This is a genomic window from Exiguobacterium sp. s160 (genome assembly GCF_018617575.1).
Taxonomy (GTDB): Bacteria; Bacillota; Bacilli; order Exiguobacteriales; family Exiguobacteriaceae; genus Exiguobacterium; species Exiguobacterium aestuarii_A.
The window spans coordinates 989,678-1,010,772 of record NZ_JACSKK010000001.1 but is presented as its reverse complement, the minus strand read 5'-3'; the positions used below and the strand labels follow the sequence as shown (position 1 = coordinate 1,010,772).

Annotated in this window: 15 protein-coding genes; 13 read left to right on the top strand and 2 right to left on the bottom strand. The window is 51.8% G+C overall.

Annotation, left to right across the window (positions count from 1 at the left end):
• Positions 1-14 precede the first annotated feature (14 nt).
• The 11 genes from hpf to KNO86_RS05105 all read left to right on the top strand — a co-directional run bounded on the left by hpf (position 15) and on the right by KNO86_RS05105 (position 13,465).
• The gene (hpf, locus tag KNO86_RS05155; protein ID WP_214687196.1) at positions 15-578 is read left to right on the top strand and encodes a ribosome hibernation-promoting factor, HPF/YfiA family; all 564 of its coding nucleotides are present in this window, start codon (positions 15-17) and stop codon (positions 576-578) included.
• Positions 579-717: 139 nt separating this feature from the next.
• On the top strand, positions 718-3,240 hold the full coding sequence (gene secA / locus KNO86_RS05150; protein WP_214693597.1) for a preprotein translocase subunit SecA: 2,523 nt from the start codon (positions 718-720) through the stop codon (positions 3,238-3,240).
• 55 nt (positions 3,241-3,295) lie between these two features.
• Positions 3,296-4,396 carry a peptide chain release factor 2 gene (gene prfB, locus KNO86_RS05145; RefSeq protein WP_214693596.1) on the top strand — a complete coding sequence of 367 codons (1,101 nt, stop codon included), beginning with the start codon at positions 3,296-3,298 and terminating at the stop codon, positions 4,394-4,396.
• Between the two features lie 61 nt (positions 4,397-4,457).
• Complete coding sequence (locus KNO86_RS05140) at positions 4,458-5,315, top strand: YitT family protein (protein WP_214693594.1); 858 nt, start codon at positions 4,458-4,460, stop codon at positions 5,313-5,315.
• A 108-nt stretch (positions 5,316-5,423) separates the two neighbouring features.
• Positions 5,424-5,759: a cytochrome c551 gene (cccB, locus tag KNO86_RS05135; RefSeq protein ID WP_012726941.1), complete on the top strand. Its 336-nt coding sequence runs from the start codon at positions 5,424-5,426 to the stop codon at positions 5,757-5,759.
• Positions 5,760-5,872: 113 nt separating this feature from the next.
• On the top strand, positions 5,873-7,480 hold the full coding sequence (locus tag KNO86_RS05130; protein WP_214693593.1) for a BCCT family transporter: 1,608 nt from the start codon (positions 5,873-5,875) through the stop codon (positions 7,478-7,480).
• 354 nt (positions 7,481-7,834) lie between these two features.
• Complete coding sequence (gene ftsE, locus KNO86_RS05125) at positions 7,835-8,521, top strand: cell division ATP-binding protein FtsE (RefSeq protein WP_214693591.1); 687 nt, start codon at positions 7,835-7,837, stop codon at positions 8,519-8,521.
• Complete coding sequence (ftsX, locus tag KNO86_RS05120) at positions 8,511-9,413, top strand: permease-like cell division protein FtsX (RefSeq protein WP_214693589.1); 903 nt, start codon at positions 8,511-8,513, stop codon at positions 9,411-9,413. The genes ftsE and ftsX overlap by 11 nt, the downstream gene beginning before the upstream one ends.
• 23 nt (positions 9,414-9,436) lie before the next feature.
• The gene (locus KNO86_RS05115; protein ID WP_214693588.1) at positions 9,437-10,777 is read left to right on the top strand and encodes a murein hydrolase activator EnvC family protein; all 1,341 of its coding nucleotides are present in this window, start codon (positions 9,437-9,439) and stop codon (positions 10,775-10,777) included.
• A 101-nt stretch (positions 10,778-10,878) separates the two neighbouring features.
• The gene (locus KNO86_RS05110; protein WP_214693586.1) at positions 10,879-12,282 is read left to right on the top strand and encodes a S41 family peptidase; all 1,404 of its coding nucleotides are present in this window, start codon (positions 10,879-10,881) and stop codon (positions 12,280-12,282) included.
• 43 nt (positions 12,283-12,325) lie between these two features.
• Entirely contained in the window at positions 12,326-13,465 is a 1,140-nt protein-coding gene (locus KNO86_RS05105; protein WP_214693585.1) for a PDZ domain-containing protein, read from the top strand.
• A 68-nt stretch (positions 13,466-13,533) separates the two neighbouring features.
• Here KNO86_RS05105 and glpK read toward each other — a convergent pair whose 3' ends face one another.
• Together glpK and KNO86_RS05095 are read right to left on the bottom strand one after the other, a co-directional pair.
• Positions 13,534-15,051: a glycerol kinase GlpK gene (gene glpK / locus KNO86_RS05100; RefSeq protein ID WP_214693583.1), complete on the bottom strand. Its 1,518-nt coding sequence runs from the start codon at positions 15,049-15,051 to the stop codon at positions 13,534-13,536.
• Between the two features lie 28 nt (positions 15,052-15,079).
• Positions 15,080-15,787 carry an MIP/aquaporin family protein gene (locus KNO86_RS05095; RefSeq protein WP_214693582.1) on the bottom strand — a complete coding sequence of 236 codons (708 nt, stop codon included), beginning with the start codon at positions 15,785-15,787 and terminating at the stop codon, positions 15,080-15,082.
• A gap of 452 nt (positions 15,788-16,239) precedes the next feature.
• Between KNO86_RS05095 and uvrB the strand changes: the two genes are divergently transcribed.
• Both uvrB and uvrA read left to right on the top strand, forming a co-directional pair.
• Entirely contained in the window at positions 16,240-18,210 is a 1,971-nt protein-coding gene (uvrB, locus tag KNO86_RS05090; protein WP_214693580.1) for an excinuclease ABC subunit UvrB, read from the top strand.
• Entirely contained in the window at positions 18,211-21,084 is a 2,874-nt protein-coding gene (uvrA, locus tag KNO86_RS05085; protein WP_214693576.1) for an excinuclease ABC subunit UvrA, read from the top strand.
• Positions 21,085-21,095 lie beyond the last annotated feature (11 nt).

Below are 21,095 nucleotides of genomic sequence, written 5' to 3'. Positions count from 1 at the left end.
AAGGAGGAGTTCAGATGATTTATAACATTCGCGGCGAAAACATTGAGGTCACACCAGCAATCAAAGACTATGTCGAGAAAAAGCTGGAGAAGTTGACTCGGTATTTCACAACTCCTACGGATGCACAGACGGCTTACGTCAACTTAAAAGTGTATAACGAGAAACAAAAAGTGGAAGTGACGATCCCGATGCCGAACTTGTTGCTCCGTGCCGAGGACATCAACCTCGACATGTACGCGGCAATCGACCTCGTCGTCGATAAATTGGAACGTCAAATCCGTAAACACAAAACGAAACTCAACCGTAAAGGACGCGGAAAAGAAGGTGGCGTCGGCGAGTACTTCAAGTCCCTCGAAGGACCTGATGATGCACCGGCCGTCTACGATGAGGACGAGGCAGAACTCGAACTCGTACGTACGAAACGCTTCACATTGAAACCGATGGACACGGAAGAGGCGATTCTTCAAATGGACATGCTCGGTCACAGCTTCTTCGTCTTCTCTGACGCGGAAACGGGCAACACGAACGTCGTCTACCGTCGTAAAGATGGGAAGTATGGCTTGATCGAACCAGAATAATATACTTGACCTTACACGACCCTCCGGCTTCGGGGGGTCGTTTCGTTTTGCCTTTCCTTGAAAGGTGGCACCACTTCGGTTAAACTGTACATTAGGGAAAAAACATGCATTTTTTAGTGAGTGCAGAGGAGATATGAGTATGGCGAACTTTTTGAAAGAGTTATTTGCTCCACAGAAACGAGTATTGAAAAAAGCAGAGAAAGCGGCCGACTTGATCGAGTCGTTCGCCGAACCAATCAAAGCATTGTCAGACGAACAGCTTCAAGCGAAGACGGAAGAGTTCCGTGCACGCCTAGAGAAAGGTGAGACGCTCGACGATATCTTGCCAGAGGCGTTCGCGGTCTGTCGTGAGGCATCAGAGCGTGTGCTCGGCATGCGTCACTATCGTGTCCAGCTCATCGGGGGTTACGTGCTCCACAACGGTGACATCTCCGAGATGAAAACCGGTGAAGGGAAGACGCTCGTCGCGACACTTCCGGTCTACTTGAACGCGCTCACGGGCCGTGGCGTACACGTCGTAACGGTCAACGAATACTTGGCGAAGCGAGATAAAGAACTCATGGAGCCGCTCTATTTCGCACTCGGTCTCTCGGTCGGCCTTAACGTGTCGAACATGGACCGTGTCGAGAAGCAGGCGGCCTACAACTGTGATATCACGTACTCGACGAACAACGAACTCGGATTCGACTACCTCCGTGACAACATGGTCCTTTATAAGGAAGACCGTGTGCAACGCGAGCTCTACTATACGATCGTCGATGAAGTCGACTCAATCCTCGTCGATGAGGCGCGTACCCCGCTCATCATCTCAGGATCGGCTCAAAAATCGACGGAACTCTATACGCGTGCCGATGCGTTCGTCCGTACGTTAAAAGAGGAAGACGATTACACGGTCGACGTGAAGACGAAATCCGTTCTCTTGACGGACCAAGGGGTCGACCTCGCCGAGAAGTTCTTCGGCATCGACAACCTGTTCGCGATTGAGCACGTCGCGGTCAACCACCATGTCGGGCTCGCCCTTCGTGCGAACGCGGTCATGCATCACGACATCGACTATATGGTACGTGACGGACAAGTCATGATCATCGACCAGTTCACCGGTCGTGTCATGGACGGACGTCGCTACTCGGAAGGTCTTCACCAGGCAATCGAAGCGAAAGAAGGCGTCGAGATTCAGCGTGAATCGATGACGCTTGCGACGATCACGTATCAGAACTACTTCCGTATGTACGAGAAGCTTGCCGGGATGACTGGTACGGCGAAGACAGAGGAAGAAGAGTTCCGCAACATCTACAACATGCAAGTCGTGACGATTCCGACGAACAAACCGATTCTTCGTGAGGACCGCTCAGACCTCATCTTCAAGTCGATGGAAGGGAAGTTCAAAGCCGTCGTCGAGGAGATCGCGACGGTCCATGCGACTGGTCAACCGATCCTTGTTGGTACGGTTGCCGTCGAAACGTCTGAATACTTGAGCAAGCTCTTGACGAAGAAAAAGATTCGTCACGACGTCTTGAACGCGAAGAACCACGCGCGTGAGGCGGAAATCATCGAGAACGCCGGTCAAAAAGGCTCGGTCACGATCGCGACGAACATGGCCGGTCGTGGTACCGACATCAAGCTTGGCGAAGGTGTCATCGACCTCGGTGGTCTCTATATCATCGGGACAGAGCGTCACGAGTCACGCCGGATCGATAACCAGCTCCGTGGTCGTTCAGGTCGTCAAGGGGACCCGGGTAAATCCCAGTTCTACTTGTCGCTCGAAGATGAGCTCATGCGTCGCTTCGGAACGGACAGCCTCCAGAACATGATGGAGCGTCTCGGGATGGACGACACGCAACCGATCGAGAGCCGCATGGTCTCGAAAGCCGTCGAATCGGCTCAAAAACGCGTCGAAGGAAATAACTACGATGCACGTAAACAGCTTCTCGGTTACGATAACGTCATGGCTGACCAACGGAAGGTCATGTATAAAGACCGCTCGAGCATCCTCGAGAACGAGTCGGTCACAGACATCGTCCGTTCGATGATGGCGCAGACGGTCGAACTCGGTGTCGGTCAATATACGCCGATCGAACTTGTGCCGGAAGAGTGGAACATCGACGAGCTCGCGCACTGGGCGAACCAGACGCTCGCGCTAGAGCGTACGGTCGAAGGCAAAGACTTCTTCGGCAAAGAACGCGAAGAGATCATCGAACTCCTCATGGAGCGCGTGAACGAACAGTACGAGGCGAAACGTCAACTCGCACCGCCTGAGCGCTTCAACGAGTTCGAGAAAATCATCGTGCTCCGTGCTGTTGACTCGCACTGGATGTCTCACATCGACCATATGGATCAGTTGCGTCAAGGGATTCATCTCCGTGCATATGGACAGAACGATCCGCTCCGCGAGTATCAGGCGGAAGGGATCAACATGTTCGATGCGATGAACGCAGCCATCTCAGAAGAAGTGACAGGCTTCGTGCTCCGTGCCGAAGTCGGGGACAACCTCCGACGCGAGAAAGTCGTCGAAGAAGAAGTCGCCGTCTCAGGCAAGGAAGACGCACCGGTCAAGAAGAAACCGGTCCGTCGTTCGAAAGAAGACAGCATCGGCCGGAACGATCCGTGCTGGTGTGGGTCTGGTAAGAAGTTCAAGAACTGTCACGGTAGACAACAGGCTTAATTATTGAAGAGGCGGGTCCGCTCGCCTCTTTCCTACGGAAAGGTGAATCAACACTATGGAAATTTCAGATATTCGGAACGAACTTGAGGCAATGGCGAAGCGCCTCGAGAACTACAGAGCTTCGCTCAACTTAACGGAGAAGGAAGCACGCATCGCCGAGCTCGAAAACGAGATGACGTACCCTGACTTTTGGGACAACCAAGAGAAGGCGCAAAAAGTCATCGACGAGTCGAACGGCCTCAAAGCGATGGTCGACAAGTATCAAGACCTCGCGACGCAACATGAGGACGGCGAAGTGACGCTCGAACTCATCAAAGAAGAGCCGGATGCCGAGATGCAAGAAGAGCTCGCAGAGACGATTCAATCGCTCAAGAAAGAGTTCGATGATTTCGAGCTCGAGATCCTCTTGAACGGACCGTACGATGCGAACAACGCAATCTTAGAATTACACCCGGGTGCGGGCGGTACCGAGTCACAGGACTGGGCATCGATGCTCCTTCGGATGTATCAGCGCTTCGCAGACAAGCAAGGCTGGAAAGTCGAGACGGTCGACTACCTTCCTGGTGAAGAAGCGGGCGTCAAGTCGGTCACGCTCCGTATCGTCGGGCACAACGCGTACGGCTACTTGAAAGCAGAGAAAGGGATTCACCGTTTGGTCCGCATCTCGCCTTTCGACTCGTCAGGCCGTCGTCACACGTCGTTCGTGTCATGTGACGTCATGCCAGAATTCGATGACGACATCGAAATCGAAGTACGGACAGAAGACCTCCGCATCGACACGTACCGCGCGTCAGGTGCCGGCGGACAGCACATCAACACGACAGACTCAGCCGTCCGGATCACGCACGTTCCGACAGGCGTCGTTGTTTCATGTCAGACAGAACGTTCACAGATCAAGAACCGTGAGTCGGCAATGAAGATGTTGAAAGCGAAATTGTACCAACGCGAACTCGACGAGCAACAACGTAAGCTCGACGAGATCCGTGGAGAGAAAACGGACATCGGTTGGGGTAGCCAAATCCGTTCATACGTCTTCCACCCGTATTCGATGGTCAAAGACCACCGTACGAACCACGAGGTCGGAAACACAAGTGGTGTCATGGATGGCGACGTCATGCCGTTCATCGATGCTTACCTTCGTAAAACAAATATGTGATGCATGTGGCTCAAAGACTCCTGTCTTTGGGCCACGTTGTCTGTAAAGGAGAATTTCTTTAATGAAGCAAATCGTCAAAGACTATCTATATTTGTTGACGGGCTCGGTGTTTGTCGCCTCGGCCTTCAGCTTGTTCCTGTTGCCGAACAACCTCGCGTCGGGCGGGGTGAGCGGGATCTCGGTCATCACGTATGAACTGTTCGGCATCTCGCCGGGGGCGTTCCAGCTCGTGGCGAACGTGTTGCTACTTATCATCGGATGGGCCATCCTCGGTCTCGGCTTCGGCGTGAAGTCGCTCGTCGGCTCCATCTTTTTACCGGGTGTCATCCTCTTTTATGAGGCAATCGATGCGGGAGCTGCCGTGAACGATACGTTACTCGCCGCCATCTTTGGTGGAGTCGGTGTCGGTGTCGGCCTCGGACTCATCTTCCGAGGACGTGCCTCGACAGGCGGAATGGACTTGATCGCACAGATCTTACATAAGTTCACGCACATCCCGCTCTATCTCTGTATCGCCATCCTCGATGGCATGGTCGTCTTGACCGCTGCTGTCACGTTCTCGTTCTCGACCGGGCTCTATGCACTTATCGCGTTATTCATCACGGTCAAGATGATCGACTTTGTCCAGCTCGGGTTCACGCAGGACAAGATGGCGTATGTCATCTCGGAGAAGCGGGACTTCATCGTCCGAGCCGTCTTTGAGGAGCTCGACCGTGGCGCGACGGAGATTCAGGCGATCGGGGCGTATTCTCGTCTCGACCGTCCGATGCTCATGATCGTCGTCCGTCAGAGCGAGGTGAGCCGTCTGAAAGAGATCATCCGTCGGATTGACCCGGAGGCGTTTCTCGTCTTCAGCGAGGCGCACGAGGTGCTCGGACAAGGGTTCACGTCGGATAAACGCTATATCAATGTTCCGTAAGTTGTGGAATCTTTGTGTACTTTTCGTGAGATTAGGTTAGAAAGTATACGTGAACGGCTATAATGGTAAATGTAGGTCATTTCTACAACTTAGGAGGGGAACATGGTTATGAAAAAATGGATGATGGCCATCGGCCTCGGCGCCATGCTGACACTCGGCGCATGTGGCGGCGGCGAAGAAGAGGACACGTCGAGCAACGGGGATTCGGGCTCGAACACGGCATCGGTTGACGCGGAAGCGGTATACGCACAAAACTGTGCGGCATGTCACGGTGCGAACCTTGAAGGAATGAGTGGTCCGTCACTCGAGCAAGTCGGTGCTCGTCTGTCGGCAGAAGAGATTGAAAACGTCATTCGTAACGGTCAAGGCGCGATGCCTGCGAACGTTCTCGAAGACGATGAAGAGATCACGGCAGTTGCCGCTTGGCTCGCTGAGAAAAAATAAGACACGTAAGCATGAGGTGAATATTTACCTCGTGCTTTTTTGTTTGGGGTGTTATTGCTTGAGGAATTATTGTTAGGGTAGTAGTAGATGTTATAGAAATGGAGTGATGACAATTGAAGACGAAACTGATTGACTGGCCGACTTTTATCGGCTCGTTTGTATTACTGTTAGGGGTGACGCTACCGCTCATCTTCTTCCCAGAGACCGGTAAGGCCTGGGTCGGGGCGGCGAACGAATACATGACCTCTAACTTCGGAATGTTGTACTTAGCGATGGGATTAGGTGCATTCGGATTTTTGATCTTTATTGCCTTTAGTAAGAATGGCCACATCAAGTTAGGTCGTGAAGATGAAGAACCCGAATTTAGTACGTTCTCGTGGGCAGCGATGTTGTTTGCTGCCGGCATCGGGTCGAGTATCCTTTATTGGTCAGTCATTGAATGGGTCTACTATTATGAGGGACCACCGTTCGGATTGACACCAGAGTCACCTGAAGCCATCCAATGGTCGACGGCATACGGCATGTTCCACTGGGGTCCGATTGCCTGGGCAATCTATACGTTACCGGCATTGCCAATCGCCTATTTCTTCTATGTCCGTAAAAAGTCAGTACTGAAAGTCAGTGAAGCGGTACGTCCCGTGATTGGCAAATGGGCGGACGGACCACTCGGCAAATTGATTGATATCTTATTTATTTTTGGGTTATTAGGTGGTGCCGGGACGACGCTCGCGCTCGGGACGCCGATGATTGCCGAAGGGGTCAACGAATTGACTGGGATTCCGGTCACGCTCGGCATGCAAGCCGTCATCATGTTGATTTGTACCGTCATCTTTGCCGTCAGTTCATATATCGGACTGAAGGGCGGAATCAAAGTACTGAGTGACTTGAACATCTGGCTCGCGCTCGGGATTTTGACGTTCGTCTTCATCTTTGGACCGACACGCTTCATTTTGGAGACGACATTCAACGGGGTCGGGATTGTCATGGACAACTTCTTCCGCATGGCGACGTGGATGGAACCGTTCGGTGACTTCGGCGGATTCACGACAACGGGGTTCCCTGAGTCGTGGACCGTATTCTATTGGGCATGGTGGCTCGTGTACGCACCGTTCGTCGGACTGTTCGTCGCCCGCATCTCGCGCGGCCGGACGATTCGGAATATGATCTTCGGGACGATGGTGTACGGGACGCTCGGATGTATCCTGTTCTTTGGAATTCTCGGGAACTACGGACTATACCTCCACTTGAGTGGCACGTTCGATGTCGTCGGCTATATGGCGGCGAACGGACCAGCTCCGACCATCATCGCCATCATCAGCCAGTTGCCGTTCGGTAAGGTTGTCGTCGGCGTCTTCACGCTTCTCGCCATCATCTTCTTGGCGACGACGTTCGATTCATCGTCTTACATTTTGGCATCGGTCACACAGAAACATGTCGAGGACGAGCCGATTGTCTGGAACCGTCTCTTCTGGGCGTTCGCACTCGCGATCATGCCACTCACGCTCATGTTCCTCGGTGGACTTGATACGCTGCAGACGGCGAGTATCGTCGGTGGATTCCCGCTGATCTTTATCATGTTCCTCCTGGCCTGGTCGTTCGTCCGAGTGTCGAGTCGGGATATCCGAGCCTCCGATGATTATGAATCGTCGACGATCCATATCAAGTATCGGAAGCGGAAAAAGTCTCCGTTTGACGCATTGAAAGAAAAACCACATGACTAATTATTGACGATATCGTGAAGGGTGTTCCTACGGGAGCACCCTTTTTGAAGTGCGGTTTCAACTTTTTCTTACATATAGAGAAGGCGAGGTTCTTCGCGACATTTTCCCACCGAACTCAATCGAACTGAAACACTCCTGTAATGGTCTTTTAAAAGTTGGATTGATATAATTGTAGTCGCTTCAACTATGCCCTAGATGAATTTTTGACCAGGCGAACGTGAAAAAACGACACCTTGACAGGAGGAGTCGATTCCTGTAAAAAAGACTCTAGGCGAAATATACAGTAACTAAAACAATTGATTCAACTTCGTCATAGATGCATAAAAATATTTTAAAAAGGGTAGGGAATACGTTATGATTTCGATGCAAAAAGTCAGTAAAGTATATCCAAACGGCGTCGTAGCCATGGATGACCTCGATTTAGAGATTCGCGACGGCGAGTTCCTTTATGTGGTCGGGCCTTCCGGTGCCGGAAAGTCGACCTTCATGAAGATGATTTATCGTGAGGAGAAACCGACGGCCGGTCAATTGTTGATTGACGGACTAGATGTCGGAAAATTGAAGGACCGGCACGTACCGAAGCTACGCCGCCAACTCGGTGTCATCTTCCAAGACTTCAAGTTGCTTCCGACACTCACTGTCTATGAGAACGTTGCGTTCGCATTAGAAGTCGTCGGGGCAGACGCGACGTCGATTCGTAAACAAGTCATGGATGTGTTGAACCTTGTCGGATTGAAAAACAAGGCGCGCAACTATCCAGATGAACTCTCAGGAGGAGAGCAGCAACGTGTCTCAATCGCACGGGCAATCGTGAACAAACCAAAACTCATCATCGCCGATGAGCCGACAGGGAACTTAGACCCGGAAACGGCATGGGGCATTATGGAAGTGTTTGAAGAAATTCACCGCCGCGGAGCGACGATCGTCATGGCGACGCACAACCGTGACATCGTTGATAAGATTCGTCACCGCGTCATCGCGATTGAGAATGGGAAAGTAGTTCGCGATGAAGAGAAAGGAGCATATGGCTATGATGTTTAAGAGTGGATTGCGCCATTTGCGTGAAGGGTTCAAAGGAACACTTCGTAATGGATGGATGTCGTTCGCGGCGATCAGCGCCGTAACAATCACCTTGTTGCTTGTCGGTGTCTTCGCACTCGTCATGTTCAACGTCAATGAAATCTCGGACAACGTCGAGAACGATGTCGAGATTCAAGTGTTCATCACCCGGACAGCGGATGAGAACTCGGTAGAGAAACTCGGACAGAACATTGAACAGGTGCCGGGCGTCTCGACGGTCACGTTCAGCTCGAAAGAGGATGAATTGCAGAAGTTCCAAACCCAACTCGGGGACGATGCGGCAGCATACGGAACGGTTGAGAAAGACAACCCTCTCCATGCCCGTTATATCGTCAAAGCGCAAGACCCGACAGAACTAGAGGAAGTGGCCAAGTCGGTCGGTTCACTCGAAAATGTCGACGATGTGAAGTACGGAAAAGACTACATCGACAAAATGTTTGCTTTCTTCAACGGGATTCGCATCGGTGGACTCGCGTTGATCGTCGGATTGACATTGATGGCGATGTTCTTGATCTCGAACACGATCAAGATGACCATCTTCTCGCGTCGTCGTGAGATTGAAATCATGCGACTCGTTGGAGCGAAGAACAGCTTCATCCGCTGGCCGTTCTTTATCGAAGGACTGCTTCTCGGTATGCTTGGTGCTCTCGTCCCGATTCTCGTCATTTATTTCGGATATGACGTCGCATATAGTGCTTTACAACCATCGCTTGATCAATTGAATAGTGATATATTTAAGTTGATTGATCCATCGACGCTCACGGTACAAGTATCGCTCGTCTTACTTGCACTTGGTGCGTTCATCGGGATCTGGGGATCGACGACATCGCTCGGTCGCTTCTTGAAAATCTAACTTAAATAAGGAGGAGTTGGCGGATGAAACGTTCGCTTGCGCTAGGGTTGTGTGTATCGTTACTTGCCATGCCGGTCATGGCGACAGAGAAAGACACGTTAAAAGCTCGACAAGACCGACTGTCCAATGAATTGGAGGAGTCGAAAAAAGCGCAGGCCGAGACGGATGCCGAGCTCGAGGTCACCGAGGCAGAACGGGATGCCGTGCAGACGGAAATTCTCGTCGTCGATGACCGCTTGAATGATTTGAGTGAACAAATCGCGATTCAACAACACGAGGTCGATACGGCCCGTGAAGAGCTTGAGGCGACCCGCCAACAACTTTCCGTTCAGGAAGAATACTTGGAAAGTCAGAAGGAACTGTTGAACGAACGCCTTCGCGTCTTACAAGTGCATGAAGATTCTTCTTATTTACAAGTCATTTTTGAGTCCCGTTCCTTCGGCGATTTCGTGACTCGGGTCATGACGGCCCGCACGATCGCCGAGCAGGACCGGGAGCTCATACATAATTATATGAGTGAGATGGAACGTCTCGAGTCGTTAGAGACGACACAACGCACCCAGCTCTCCTTCATCAAACAAAAAGAGCGTGAGCTCGTCATCACGAAACAAGACCTTGACCGGACGGTTGAGAAGAAACGCGACTTATTGGTCGAACTGAACGAACAAGTCGAGCAGCTCGAACTCGAAAAAATGACGCGCAGCGAAGAACAAGCCGTCATGGCCGAACAGAACCGGATCATCAGTGAACAGCTTGAGGCAATCGCGACAGCTGAACGAGAAGCCGCTGAAGCGGCAGAACGTGCGAAGCGAGAAGCCGAGGCACGCGCAGCTGAAGAACGGGCACGCGCCGAAAGAGAGGCGCGGGAAGCGGAGACGGAAGTCGCGGCACCTGAAGTGACGCCACCGCCAGCACAGCCTGCTGAAACGCCGACGAACGTGTCCACCTCGACTGGATTCGTCCGTCCCGTTTCCGGTTACGTCTCGAGCCCGTTCGGTCCACGGAACAATCCGTTGACAGGTGTCCCTGAGATTCATAAGGGGATTGACCTCGTTAACGCCCAAGGAACACCGATCGTCGCGAGTGCGCCAGGTGTGGTCATCAAGGCGGCTCCGGCGACCGGATATGGGAACGTTGTCTTCGTCTCCCATGTTATGAACGGAGAGATTTGGACGACGGTCTACGCCCATCTGGATGCGATCACGGTCGGTGCCGGTCAACAAGTCGCAGCAGGGCAGACGGTCGGGACACTCGGCAACACCGGCTGGTCGACTGGACCGCATCTCCATTTTGAGCTACATCGAGGAAAATGGGCACCGGGACAACCGAATGCGATTGACCCAGCCCCGTATATTGGATACTGACTAAAGCGGACGCGTCCCAAATATGTGGAACGCGTCCGCTTTTCCTCTCGTTTTTGCTATACTAATGAAAAGACTTACAAAGAGAAATGAGGGACCAACCCGTGAAAAATTCAACCGCAGGACTACTCGCTGGCACAACGTTCGTGGCTGGGGCCGGTGCAGGCCTTGCGACGATGGCGTTTACAGACACATCACTTCCGATTCAGACGAATGCGGAAGGCTGGGATAAAGTCGACCAAGTGCGTGATTTGATTGAGGAACATTCGTTACAAGACATCTCGGAAGAGGATTTATTGACCGGTGCGCTCGATGGTATGACGGCAGCACTCAATGACCCGTATTCGGATTTCTTGGACGCGGAAGAAACATCGCAATTTACCGACTCGATTGAATCGAGTTTTGAAGGAATCGGCGCGACTTTGGAGAAGAAAGGAGAAGACATCTTAATCGTCGCTCCAATCAAAGGCGCTCCAGCCGAGGAGGCGGGTCTTCGTCCCGGTGATATCATCACGGCGGTCGACGGGGAGTCGATCGAAGGGATGGACGTTCAGGAAGCTGTCCAGCTCATCCGTGGGGAAAAAGGGACGACCGTCACGTTGACGATTCGCCGTGGCAGTCAGACGGCGGATTATGAGATCACGCGTGACACGATTCCGATTGAGACGGTGTTCTCAGAAGTGAAGGAGCAAGACGGTAAAAAAATCGGCTATCTTCAAGTGACGCAGTTCTCAGAACCGACGGCCGACGAGTTCCTTGAACAACTCGAGCAACTCGAGTCAGAAGATATCGACAGCTTGATCATCGACGTACGTGGAAACCCGGGAGGTCTCTTGCCGGCCGTCATCGAGATGTCGGAAGGATTCGTACCGACATCAAAACCGGTCGTTCAAATCGAAAATGCGGACGGGGACCGTGACGCACAGAATGGACGCGCCCGCGAAGCAAAGCCGTATGAGTTATTCGTCTTGACGGATGAGGGCTCTGCCTCGGCATCCGAGATTTTGACGGGTGCGATGAAAGAAGGGGCAGGTGCGACGATCATCGGGACGAAAACGTTCGGAAAAGGCGTCGTCCAGACTGCGTTCGATTTAGAGGACGGCAGCAACTTGAAGTTGACGACGAGCAAATGGCTCACGCCGGACGGGAACTGGATCAATAAAAAAGGGATTGAGCCGGACATCGAAGTGAAACAACCGGATTACTTCAATGTGACCCGAGTGTTGACAGAAGAAGAGTCACTGCAAGTCGGCGATTACGGCGATGCCGTCTCGAACTTGCATAAAATCTTGACGGGAATCGGTTATGAGCCAGGCGGTCAACCAGGATACTATGGCGACACGATGGCAGATGCCGTGAAAGCATTCCAGACAGACAATGGTCTCGAGGCTTCTGGGACAGTCGATGAAGAGACCGCTTCGGTGCTCGAATCGAAATTGCTCGAGGCGATTCAAGATGAGGCGAACGATGCCCAATTGAACCGGGCGCTCGAAGAAGCCGCAAAATAATGTTGAATGAAAGAAAGGATTGGACCGCGTGGAAGTTGTACGAATGAGTGTTACGGCTTTATTGACGTTGTTAGGTAGTCCGCTGTTTTGGGTGACGCTCGTCGCCCTTACATACATATCGATGACACGAGTCAAACGAGAACGAGCCATGTTTCGTTCGAGACGACGCTCGCCGAAATCGGAATGGAAGCATTTCATCTGGCCGAGTCTTCTTCTAGCGGTCCTCTCATCGGCCGCGACGATTCTACTTGAGACGACCATCACGTTTGAATGGGCCGTCTCGTTCACGGTGCTCTATACGCTCGTGGTGTTGACGATGCATCCGAGATTCTTCAATCCGGTGCTTCCACTCTTTGCCTTGTTCGCGGTCGTCATGTTGCGAGATGTCGTCTCTTACGGGGCGCTCAGTGATTGGGTGAGAGAGCTCGCCCGGGTCGATTGGACGGTCTACGCGCTCACGTTCGGACTCGTCACACTCGCGGAAGCGATTCTCTTGCGCTGGAACGGGTCGAAAGAGACGTCCCCGACACTGATTTTATCGAAACGTGGTCAGTTCATCGGGGGGCATGTCGTCAAACGCATTTGGTTTTTCCCGCTCGTCGTCTTCTTGCCACCGACATTCGGTCTCGACTGGCCGATGGTGCCGATCATTCTTCCGATTCCGATCGGTGTCAGCTTACTGTCGACTGGAGCCTTACCAGGGACGCTTCTCGCACGATTGAGCAACTATCGCGCGGTGCTCGCCTTGATCGCTCTCGGTCTATTCGGTCTCTCGTATGTATGGGAGATTCCGCATGTCGACTATGCGCTGTTCGCCTTGTTCGTTCTCTATGAGCTTGGGCTTCAGTGGATCAAACGAGAGAATCGGGGTACGACACCTGTCTTCATCAATGGGAATCGTGGGGCGGTCATCGTGGACACGCTTCCGAATTCACCGGGAGAGGCGATGCAGCTCATTCCGGGTGAGTCCATCTATAAAGTGAATGGCACGATCATCACGGGAGGGCATAGCTTTTATGAGGCGCTCCAGCAACATAAACCGTACATCAAGCTCGAGGTGTTGAATCTGAACGGAGATATCCGTTTCGTTCAACGGGCGATGTATGAGACCGATCCACACGAACTCGGTATCTTGTTCGTCGGGGAGCCGACGAGCCCGCGTGTCCGACTTCGTAAATTGTAAGAGTATCCTTCACGGGGTACTCTTTTTTTTGCATACGAAAAGGGCACCCGTGAGGATGCCCTTGCCACTTATACGTCAAGTTTTGATGGTTTGAATGCCATCGTTGCTTCGACCGCGTGTTGCCAACCTTTGTAGAGTGCTTCGCGATGAGACTCGTCCATGCTCGGTTCGAACTTCTTGTCGAGTTTCCATTGTTCTTTGACTTCCGCTTGGTCTTTCCAGAAACCGACGGCGAGACCTGCCAAGTAGGCGGCACCGAGTGCAGTCGTTTCACTTACTTCCGGACGTTCGACCGGTACATTGAGGATATCCGATTGGAACTGCATGAGGAAGTTGTTGCTGACGGCTCCACCATCGACGCGAAGTGTCTTCAAGTTAATTCCTGAATCGTTCTCCATCGATGTGAGGACGTCGCGTGTCTGATAAGCGAGTGATTCAATCGTCGCACGGACGAATTGTTCTTTCTCCGTTCCGCGTGTGAGACCGAAGATGGCACCACGCACGTCAGAGTTCCAATATGGTGCACCGAGACCAACGAAGGCAGGTACGACATAAACGCCCTCTGTAGATTCGATTCGCGTCGCATACTGTTCCGAGTCTTTTGCTGATTTCAACATACGTAATCCGTCACGGAGCCATTGGATTGCCGAACCGGCGACGAAGATCGAACCTTCGAGCGCATATTCGACTTTTCCGTTATAGCCCCACGCGATTGTCGTCAATAGACCGTGATCTGATTTAACAGCTTCTTCGCCGGTGTTCATGAGCATGAAGCAACCTGTACCATAGGTGTTCTTTCCTTCACCTTTTTCGAAGCACGTCTGACCGAACAAGGCAGCCTGTTGGTCACCTGCGGCTCCGGCGATTGGTACTTCGAATCCGAAGAAGTGATACGGAATCGTATTCGCATAGACTTCACTAGAAGGCTTGACTTCAGGAAGCATCGATTTTGGTACCGTCAAGATCTCGAGTAACTCGTCATCCCACTTCTGTTCGTAAATATTGTACATGAGTGTACGTGATGCGTTCGAATAATCTGTCACGTGTGCTTGACCACCTGAGAGTTTCCAGATGAGCCATGTGTCGATTGTTCCGAAGAGAAGTTCACCGTTCTCGGCTTTCTCACGAGCGCCTTCGACGTTATCCAAGATCCATTTGACTTTCGTACCTGAGAAGTAGGCGTCGATGAGAAGACCCGTTTTGTCACGAACCATGTCCGAGTGACCTGCCGCTTTTAGCTCTTCACAGATATCAGCAGTTTGACGTGATTGCCAAACAACCGCGTTGTAAACAGGACGTCCTGTTTCTTTCTCCCAAACGACCGCAGTCTCACGTTGGTTCGTGATCCCGATTCCTGCGATTTCATTCGGGTCGATATCCGCCGAACCGAACGCTTCCGCCATAACGGCGAGGACAGAACCCCAGATCTCATTGGCGTTATGCTCAACCCAGCCTGGTTTTGGGAAGTATTGTTTGAATTCGCGCTGTGCGACTGTGACGATTTTTCCATCATGATCAAAAATGATTGCACGTGAACTTGTCGTTCCTTGGTCCAATGCTAAAATATAACGTTTTTCTTTCGCCATATGTGATTTCCTCCTTCAAAATTATGTGTTAAGGGACGAGAATGCCGTAAACGAGTGCGGCGATGACAGCACCGATAATCGGACCGACAACTGGAATCCATGAATAGCCCCAGTCTGAAGATCCTTTTCCTTTGATTGGAAGAAACGCGTGTGCGATACGTGGCCCAAGGTCACGTGCCGGGTTGATTGCATACCCCGTCGTACCACCGAGCGAGAGACCGATCGAGACGATTAAGAAACCGACGATGAGCGGGTTGAGTCCGTCTGCGAATGTGTTTGCCCCGAATGACAACAATGCAAAGACAAGGACGAAAGTTCCGATAATCTCACCAATCAAGTTGTACGGTGTACTACGAATACCTGGTGCAGTAGAGAAGGTTGCGAGTTTCAAACCAGGATCGTCCGTTGCATCGTAATGCGGCTTGTAGTGGACATACACTAAACATGCCCCGATGATGGCTCCGATAAACTGAGCGAGGATGTAGAGTGGGACATCTTCCCAAGGGAATTCCCCTGCTGTTGCGAGACCAATCGAGACGGCAGGGTTGATGTGTGCGCCTCCGTAAATACCGGCTGCGTAGACCCCGATCATAACGGCAAGACCCCAACCCATGGTGATGACAATCCAGCCAGAGTTTTCCGCTTTGGAATGGCGGAGGACGACGCCGGCGACGACACCGTTACCGAGCAGAATCAATAGCATCGTACCGATAATTTCACTTACAAATGCTGACATGTGATACTCCCCTTTCTCCCTTATGCAATTTGACTTACCACTTCATTATATGCCCAAAATGTAAGCGTTTTAAAACGGTGTTTTTCAAAAATCCTACTTTTTTCCTACAAATGTTCACATTTACACCTGTAAACTTCACATAAAGAGTCAGATAGAGCGCGAGAAGTATATGATTTTGGCATCCCTTTTTAAAAATCATGGGAATTTCAATCGAATAGGAACAAGGTCCAGGATCCGACTTTCCGTGTTCTATGCTACAAAAACGATTGTGAAGCAATTCTCGAAGGATGAATGCAACAAGATTTGATGTTTCTTTTGAGACGGTAACGGAAAAAGAAATGATGATATATAAGAGAAAAGGCTTAAATCCGTATGCAAGCTAATAAGCGAATATTTGTTCGTGTCTATGGTATAATCAAGACACTATGAAATGAGAAGGTGAGGAGTATCTTATGGAATCGATTCCGTTTGCATTACAATCTGAATTTCAACCAGGAGGTGACCAGCCTGAAGCGATTCGACAACTTGTCGAAGGCGTCAATCGGGGTGATCGTTATCAGACACTCCTCGGGGCGACCGGAACAGGGAAGACGTTCACCGTCTCGAACGTCATCCAAGAAGTGAAGAAGCCGACACTCGTCCTCGCCCACAACAAGACGCTCGCTGGTCAATTGTATTCTGAGTTCAAAGAGTTCTTTCCGAACAACGCGGTCGAGTACTTCGTCAGCTATTACGACTACTATCAGCCTGAAGCGTACGTGCCTTCAACCGATACATTTATCGAGAAGGATGCGTCCATCAACGATGAAATCGATAAGCTGCGTCACTCGGCGACGTCGGCTCTCTTCGAGCGGGATGACGTCATCATCGTCGCATCCGTTTCCTGTATATATGGTCTCGGTAACCCGGAAGAATATCGCAGTCTCGTATTGAGTCTCCGCGTCGGAAAAGAGATGGGTCGTGACGAGATGCTTCGTAAGCTCATCGACATTCAATATGAACGAAACGATATCGACTTCCAGCGTGGACGTTTCCGTGTACGTGGGGACGTCGTCGAAATCTTCCCGGCGTCACGTGACGAACACTGCATGCGCATCGAATTTTTCGGGGACGAGATCGACCGAATCCGTGAGATGGACCCGTTGACGGGTGAAATCATCGCAGACCGTGATCACGTCGCCATCTTCCCGGCATCCCACTTCGTCACGCGTGACGAAAAACTGCAAAAAGCAATCGTCAACATCGAAGCGGAACTCGAGGAGCAACTCGAGAAGTTCCGTGAAGAAGGGAAGCTACTCGAGGCACAACGTCTCGAGCAGCGAACGCATTACGATTTGGAGATGATGCGTGAAATGGGGTATTGTTCAGGCATCGAGAACTATTCACGACACTTAAACTTGATGCCAGAAGGCTCGACCCCGTATACATTGATTGATTACTTCCCAGAGGACTTCTTACTCGTCGCCGATGAGTCACACGTGACGCTCCCGCAAGTACGCGGGATGTATAACGGGGACCAGGCACGGAAACAAGTGCTCGTCGACCATGGGTTCCGTCTTCCTTCTGCAAAGGACAACCGTCCGCTCAAATTCGATGAGTTCGAGAAGAAAGTCTCACAAGCGATCTTCATCTCGGCGACACCAGGTCCGTACGAGCTCGAACATACACCAAAGATGATCGAGCAGATCATTCGTCCGACAGGATTACTCGACCCGACGATCGAGATTCATCCGATCAAAGGACAAATCGACTACTTGATGGACCAAATCCGCGAACGCATCAAGCGAGACGAACGTGTCCTCGTGACGACGCTCACGAAGAAGATGGCAGAAGACTTGTCCGACTACTTGCGTGAAGCAGGAATCAAGGTCAACTATATGCACTCCGAGATCAAGACGCTCGAACGGATTGAAATCATCCGTGACCTTCGTCTCGGGAAGTATGACGTGCTCGTCGGGATCAACTTGTTACGAGAAGGGCTCGATATTCCGGAAGTCAGTCTCGTGACAATTCTCGATGCAGACAAGGAAGGGTTCCTTCGTTCCGACCGTTCGCTCATCCAGACGATTGGACGGGCGGCCCGTAATGCGAACGGACATGTCATACTGTTTGCGGACAAGATGACCGACTCGATGGCACGAGCCATCGAAGAGACGGATCGTCGTCGGACGATTCAACAAGCATATAATGAAGAACATGGCATCACGCCACAGACGATTCGAAAAGACGTCCGTGGTGTCATCCGGGCGACGGTCGAGGCCGAAGAAGAGGCACTCGAATCGCTCAGTACGATGAAGCCGGCCGAACGCGAGGCGGCGATTGCCAAATTAGAAGAAGAAATGAAGCAAGCGGCGCGCGATCTCCAGTTCGAGCGTGCAGCCGAATTGCGTGACTTAATCTTGGAGTTGAAGGTAGGGAATTAAATGGCTGAAAAGAAAAATGCGATTGTCATCAAAGGGGCACGCGTCAACAACTTAAAAAATATCGACATCGATATCCCACGTGACCAGCTCGTCGTCTTGACGGGCTTGTCCGGCTCCGGGAAGTCGTCGCTTGCGTTCGATACGATTTATGCGGAAGGACAGCGACGCTACGTCGAAAGTTTGTCTGCGTACGCCCGTCAGTTCCTCGGACAGATGGATAAGCCGGACGTCGATACGATTGAAGGCTTAAGTCCGGCCATCTCGATCGACCAGAAGACGACGAGCCGAAACCCGCGCTCGACCGTCGGAACGGTGACAGAGATTTACGACTATCTCCGACTCTTGTTCGCACGAATCGGAAAACCGGTCTGTCCGAACCACGGTATCGAAATCTCGAGTCAGACGATTTCGCAGATGGTCGACCAGGTGATGGAATTGCCGGAACGGACGCGACTTCAGATTTTGGCACCGATCGTGTCAGGTCGTAAAGGAACGCACGTCAAAGTGTTCGACTCGTTGAAGAAAGAAGGGTTCGTCCGTGTCCGCGTGAACGGAGAGACGATCGAACTGACGGATGAAATCGAACTCGATAAAAACAAGAAGCACTCGATTGAAGTCGTCGTCGACCGTCTCGTCGTCCGACCTGACGTCGAAGGGCGCCTTGCCGACTCTCTTGAGACAGCATTACGCCTTGCCGACGGACGTGTCATTATCGACAAAATGGACGGGACCGAGCTTCTATTCAGCGAACACCACGCTTGCCCGATTTGTGGATTCTCAATCGGAGAACTCGAACCACGTATGTTCTCTTTCAACTCACCGTTCGGGGCTTGCCCGACGTGTGACGGACTCGGGACGAAACTAGACGTCGACCCAGAACTCGTCATCCCTGATCCATCGAAGACGTTAAAAGAAGGGGCGGTCGCTGCATGGCAACCGACGAGTTCGCAATATTATCCGCAACTGTTGGCGGCGATGTGCCAGCACTTCAATATCGATATGGATGTACCATTTGAACGTCTGTCGAAGCGTGACCAAGACCTCGTCTTGAACGGATCTTCGGAAGAGTCATTCCTCTTCCGTTACGAGAACGACTTCGGTCAAGTCCGGACGAATACAATCTTCTTTGAAGGGGTGCTCCGTAACATCGAGCGCCGCTACCGAGAGACAACGTCCGACTACATCCGTGAACAGATGGAGATGTATATGGCGACGCACGCCTGCCCGACATGTCACGGCTATCGTTTGAAAGAAGAGTCACTCGCCGTCAAGATCACGGGCCAGCACGTCGGACAAGTGACGGAAAAGTCGGTCGTGAACGCACTCGCATTCTTCGAAGGGCTGAATGAACAGCTCAGTGAAAAAGAGATCGCCATTGCCCGCCTCATCTTGCAGGAGATTCGAGAGCGACTCAGTTTCTTGAATAACGTCGGTCTTGACTATTTGACGCTGTCTCGTGCTGCGGGAACCCTCTCAGGTGGGGAAGCTCAGCGGATTCGACTTGCGACGCAAATCGGTTCTCGTCTCACAGGTGTTTTGTACGTCCTCGATGAACCGTCAATCGGTCTTCACCAACGAGACAACGATCGTTTGATTGCCACGCTCAAACAGATGCGAGACATCGGCAACACGCTCATCGTCGTCGAGCATGATGAAGATACGATGATGGAAGCCGATTATTTGATCGATATCGGACCGGGTGCCGGGGAGCACGGTGGACAAGTCATCGCTGCCGGCACGCCGAAGCAACTGATGAAAAACAAGAACTCGCTCACGGGTCAATACCTTGCCGGGAAGAAGTTCATCCCGCTCCCGCCTGAACGGAAGATGCCGGACGAACGATTCTTGAAGATCGTCAAGGCGGAAGAGAACAACTTGAAAGATGTCGACGTCTCGATTCCGCTCGGGATGTTCGTCGCCGTGACGGGTGTATCCGGTTCTGGGAAGTCGACGCTCATCAACGAGATTCTCTACAAATCGCTCGCACACAATATGAACCGTGCCAAAGCGAAGCCGGGGAAACATAAGAAGATTGAAGGTCTTGAGCATATCGATAAAGTCATCGATATCGACCAATCTCCAATTGGGCGTACACCGCGTTCAAACCCGGCGACGTATACGGGCGTCTTCGACGACATTCGTGACGTCTTCGCCTCGACGAACGAAGCGAAGATGCGCGGCTATAAGAAAGGGCGTTTCAGTTTCAACGTGAAAGGCGGACGCTGTGAAGCGTGCCGTGGGGACGGGATCATCAAGATTGAGATGCACTTCTTGCCGGACGTGTACGTGCCATGTGAGGTCTGTCACGGGAAACGTTATAATCGTGAGACGCTCGAAGTGAAATATAAAGGGAAGACGATTGCCGATGTCCTCGATATGACGATTGAGGAAGGGCTCGAATTCTTTGACAAAATTCCGAAAATCAAGCGGAAGATTCAGACCATCTATGACGTCGGTCTTGGCTATATGAAACTCGGTCAGCCGGCGACGGAACTTTCCGGTGGGGAAGCCCAGCGTGTCAAACTCGCCTCGGAGCTTCATAAACGTTCGACCGGGAAGACGATTTATATTTTGGACGAACCGACGACAGGTCTTCATGTCGATGACATCGCCCGCTTGTTGAAAGTGTTGCAGCGCCTCGTCGAGAACGGGGACACGGTGCTCGTCATCGAACATAACCTCGACGTCATCAAGTCAGCCGATTATTTGATCGACCTCGGACCAGAAGGCGGGGACGGCGGCGGACTCATCGTCGCGACGGGAACGCCGGAAGAAGTCGCCGAAGTGTCTGGGTCGTATACCGGCAAGTATTTGAAGCCGGTCCTCGAACGAGATGCGGCTCGCGTGAAACCAAAAGCAGGAAAAAAGAAATAAGTATAGAAATG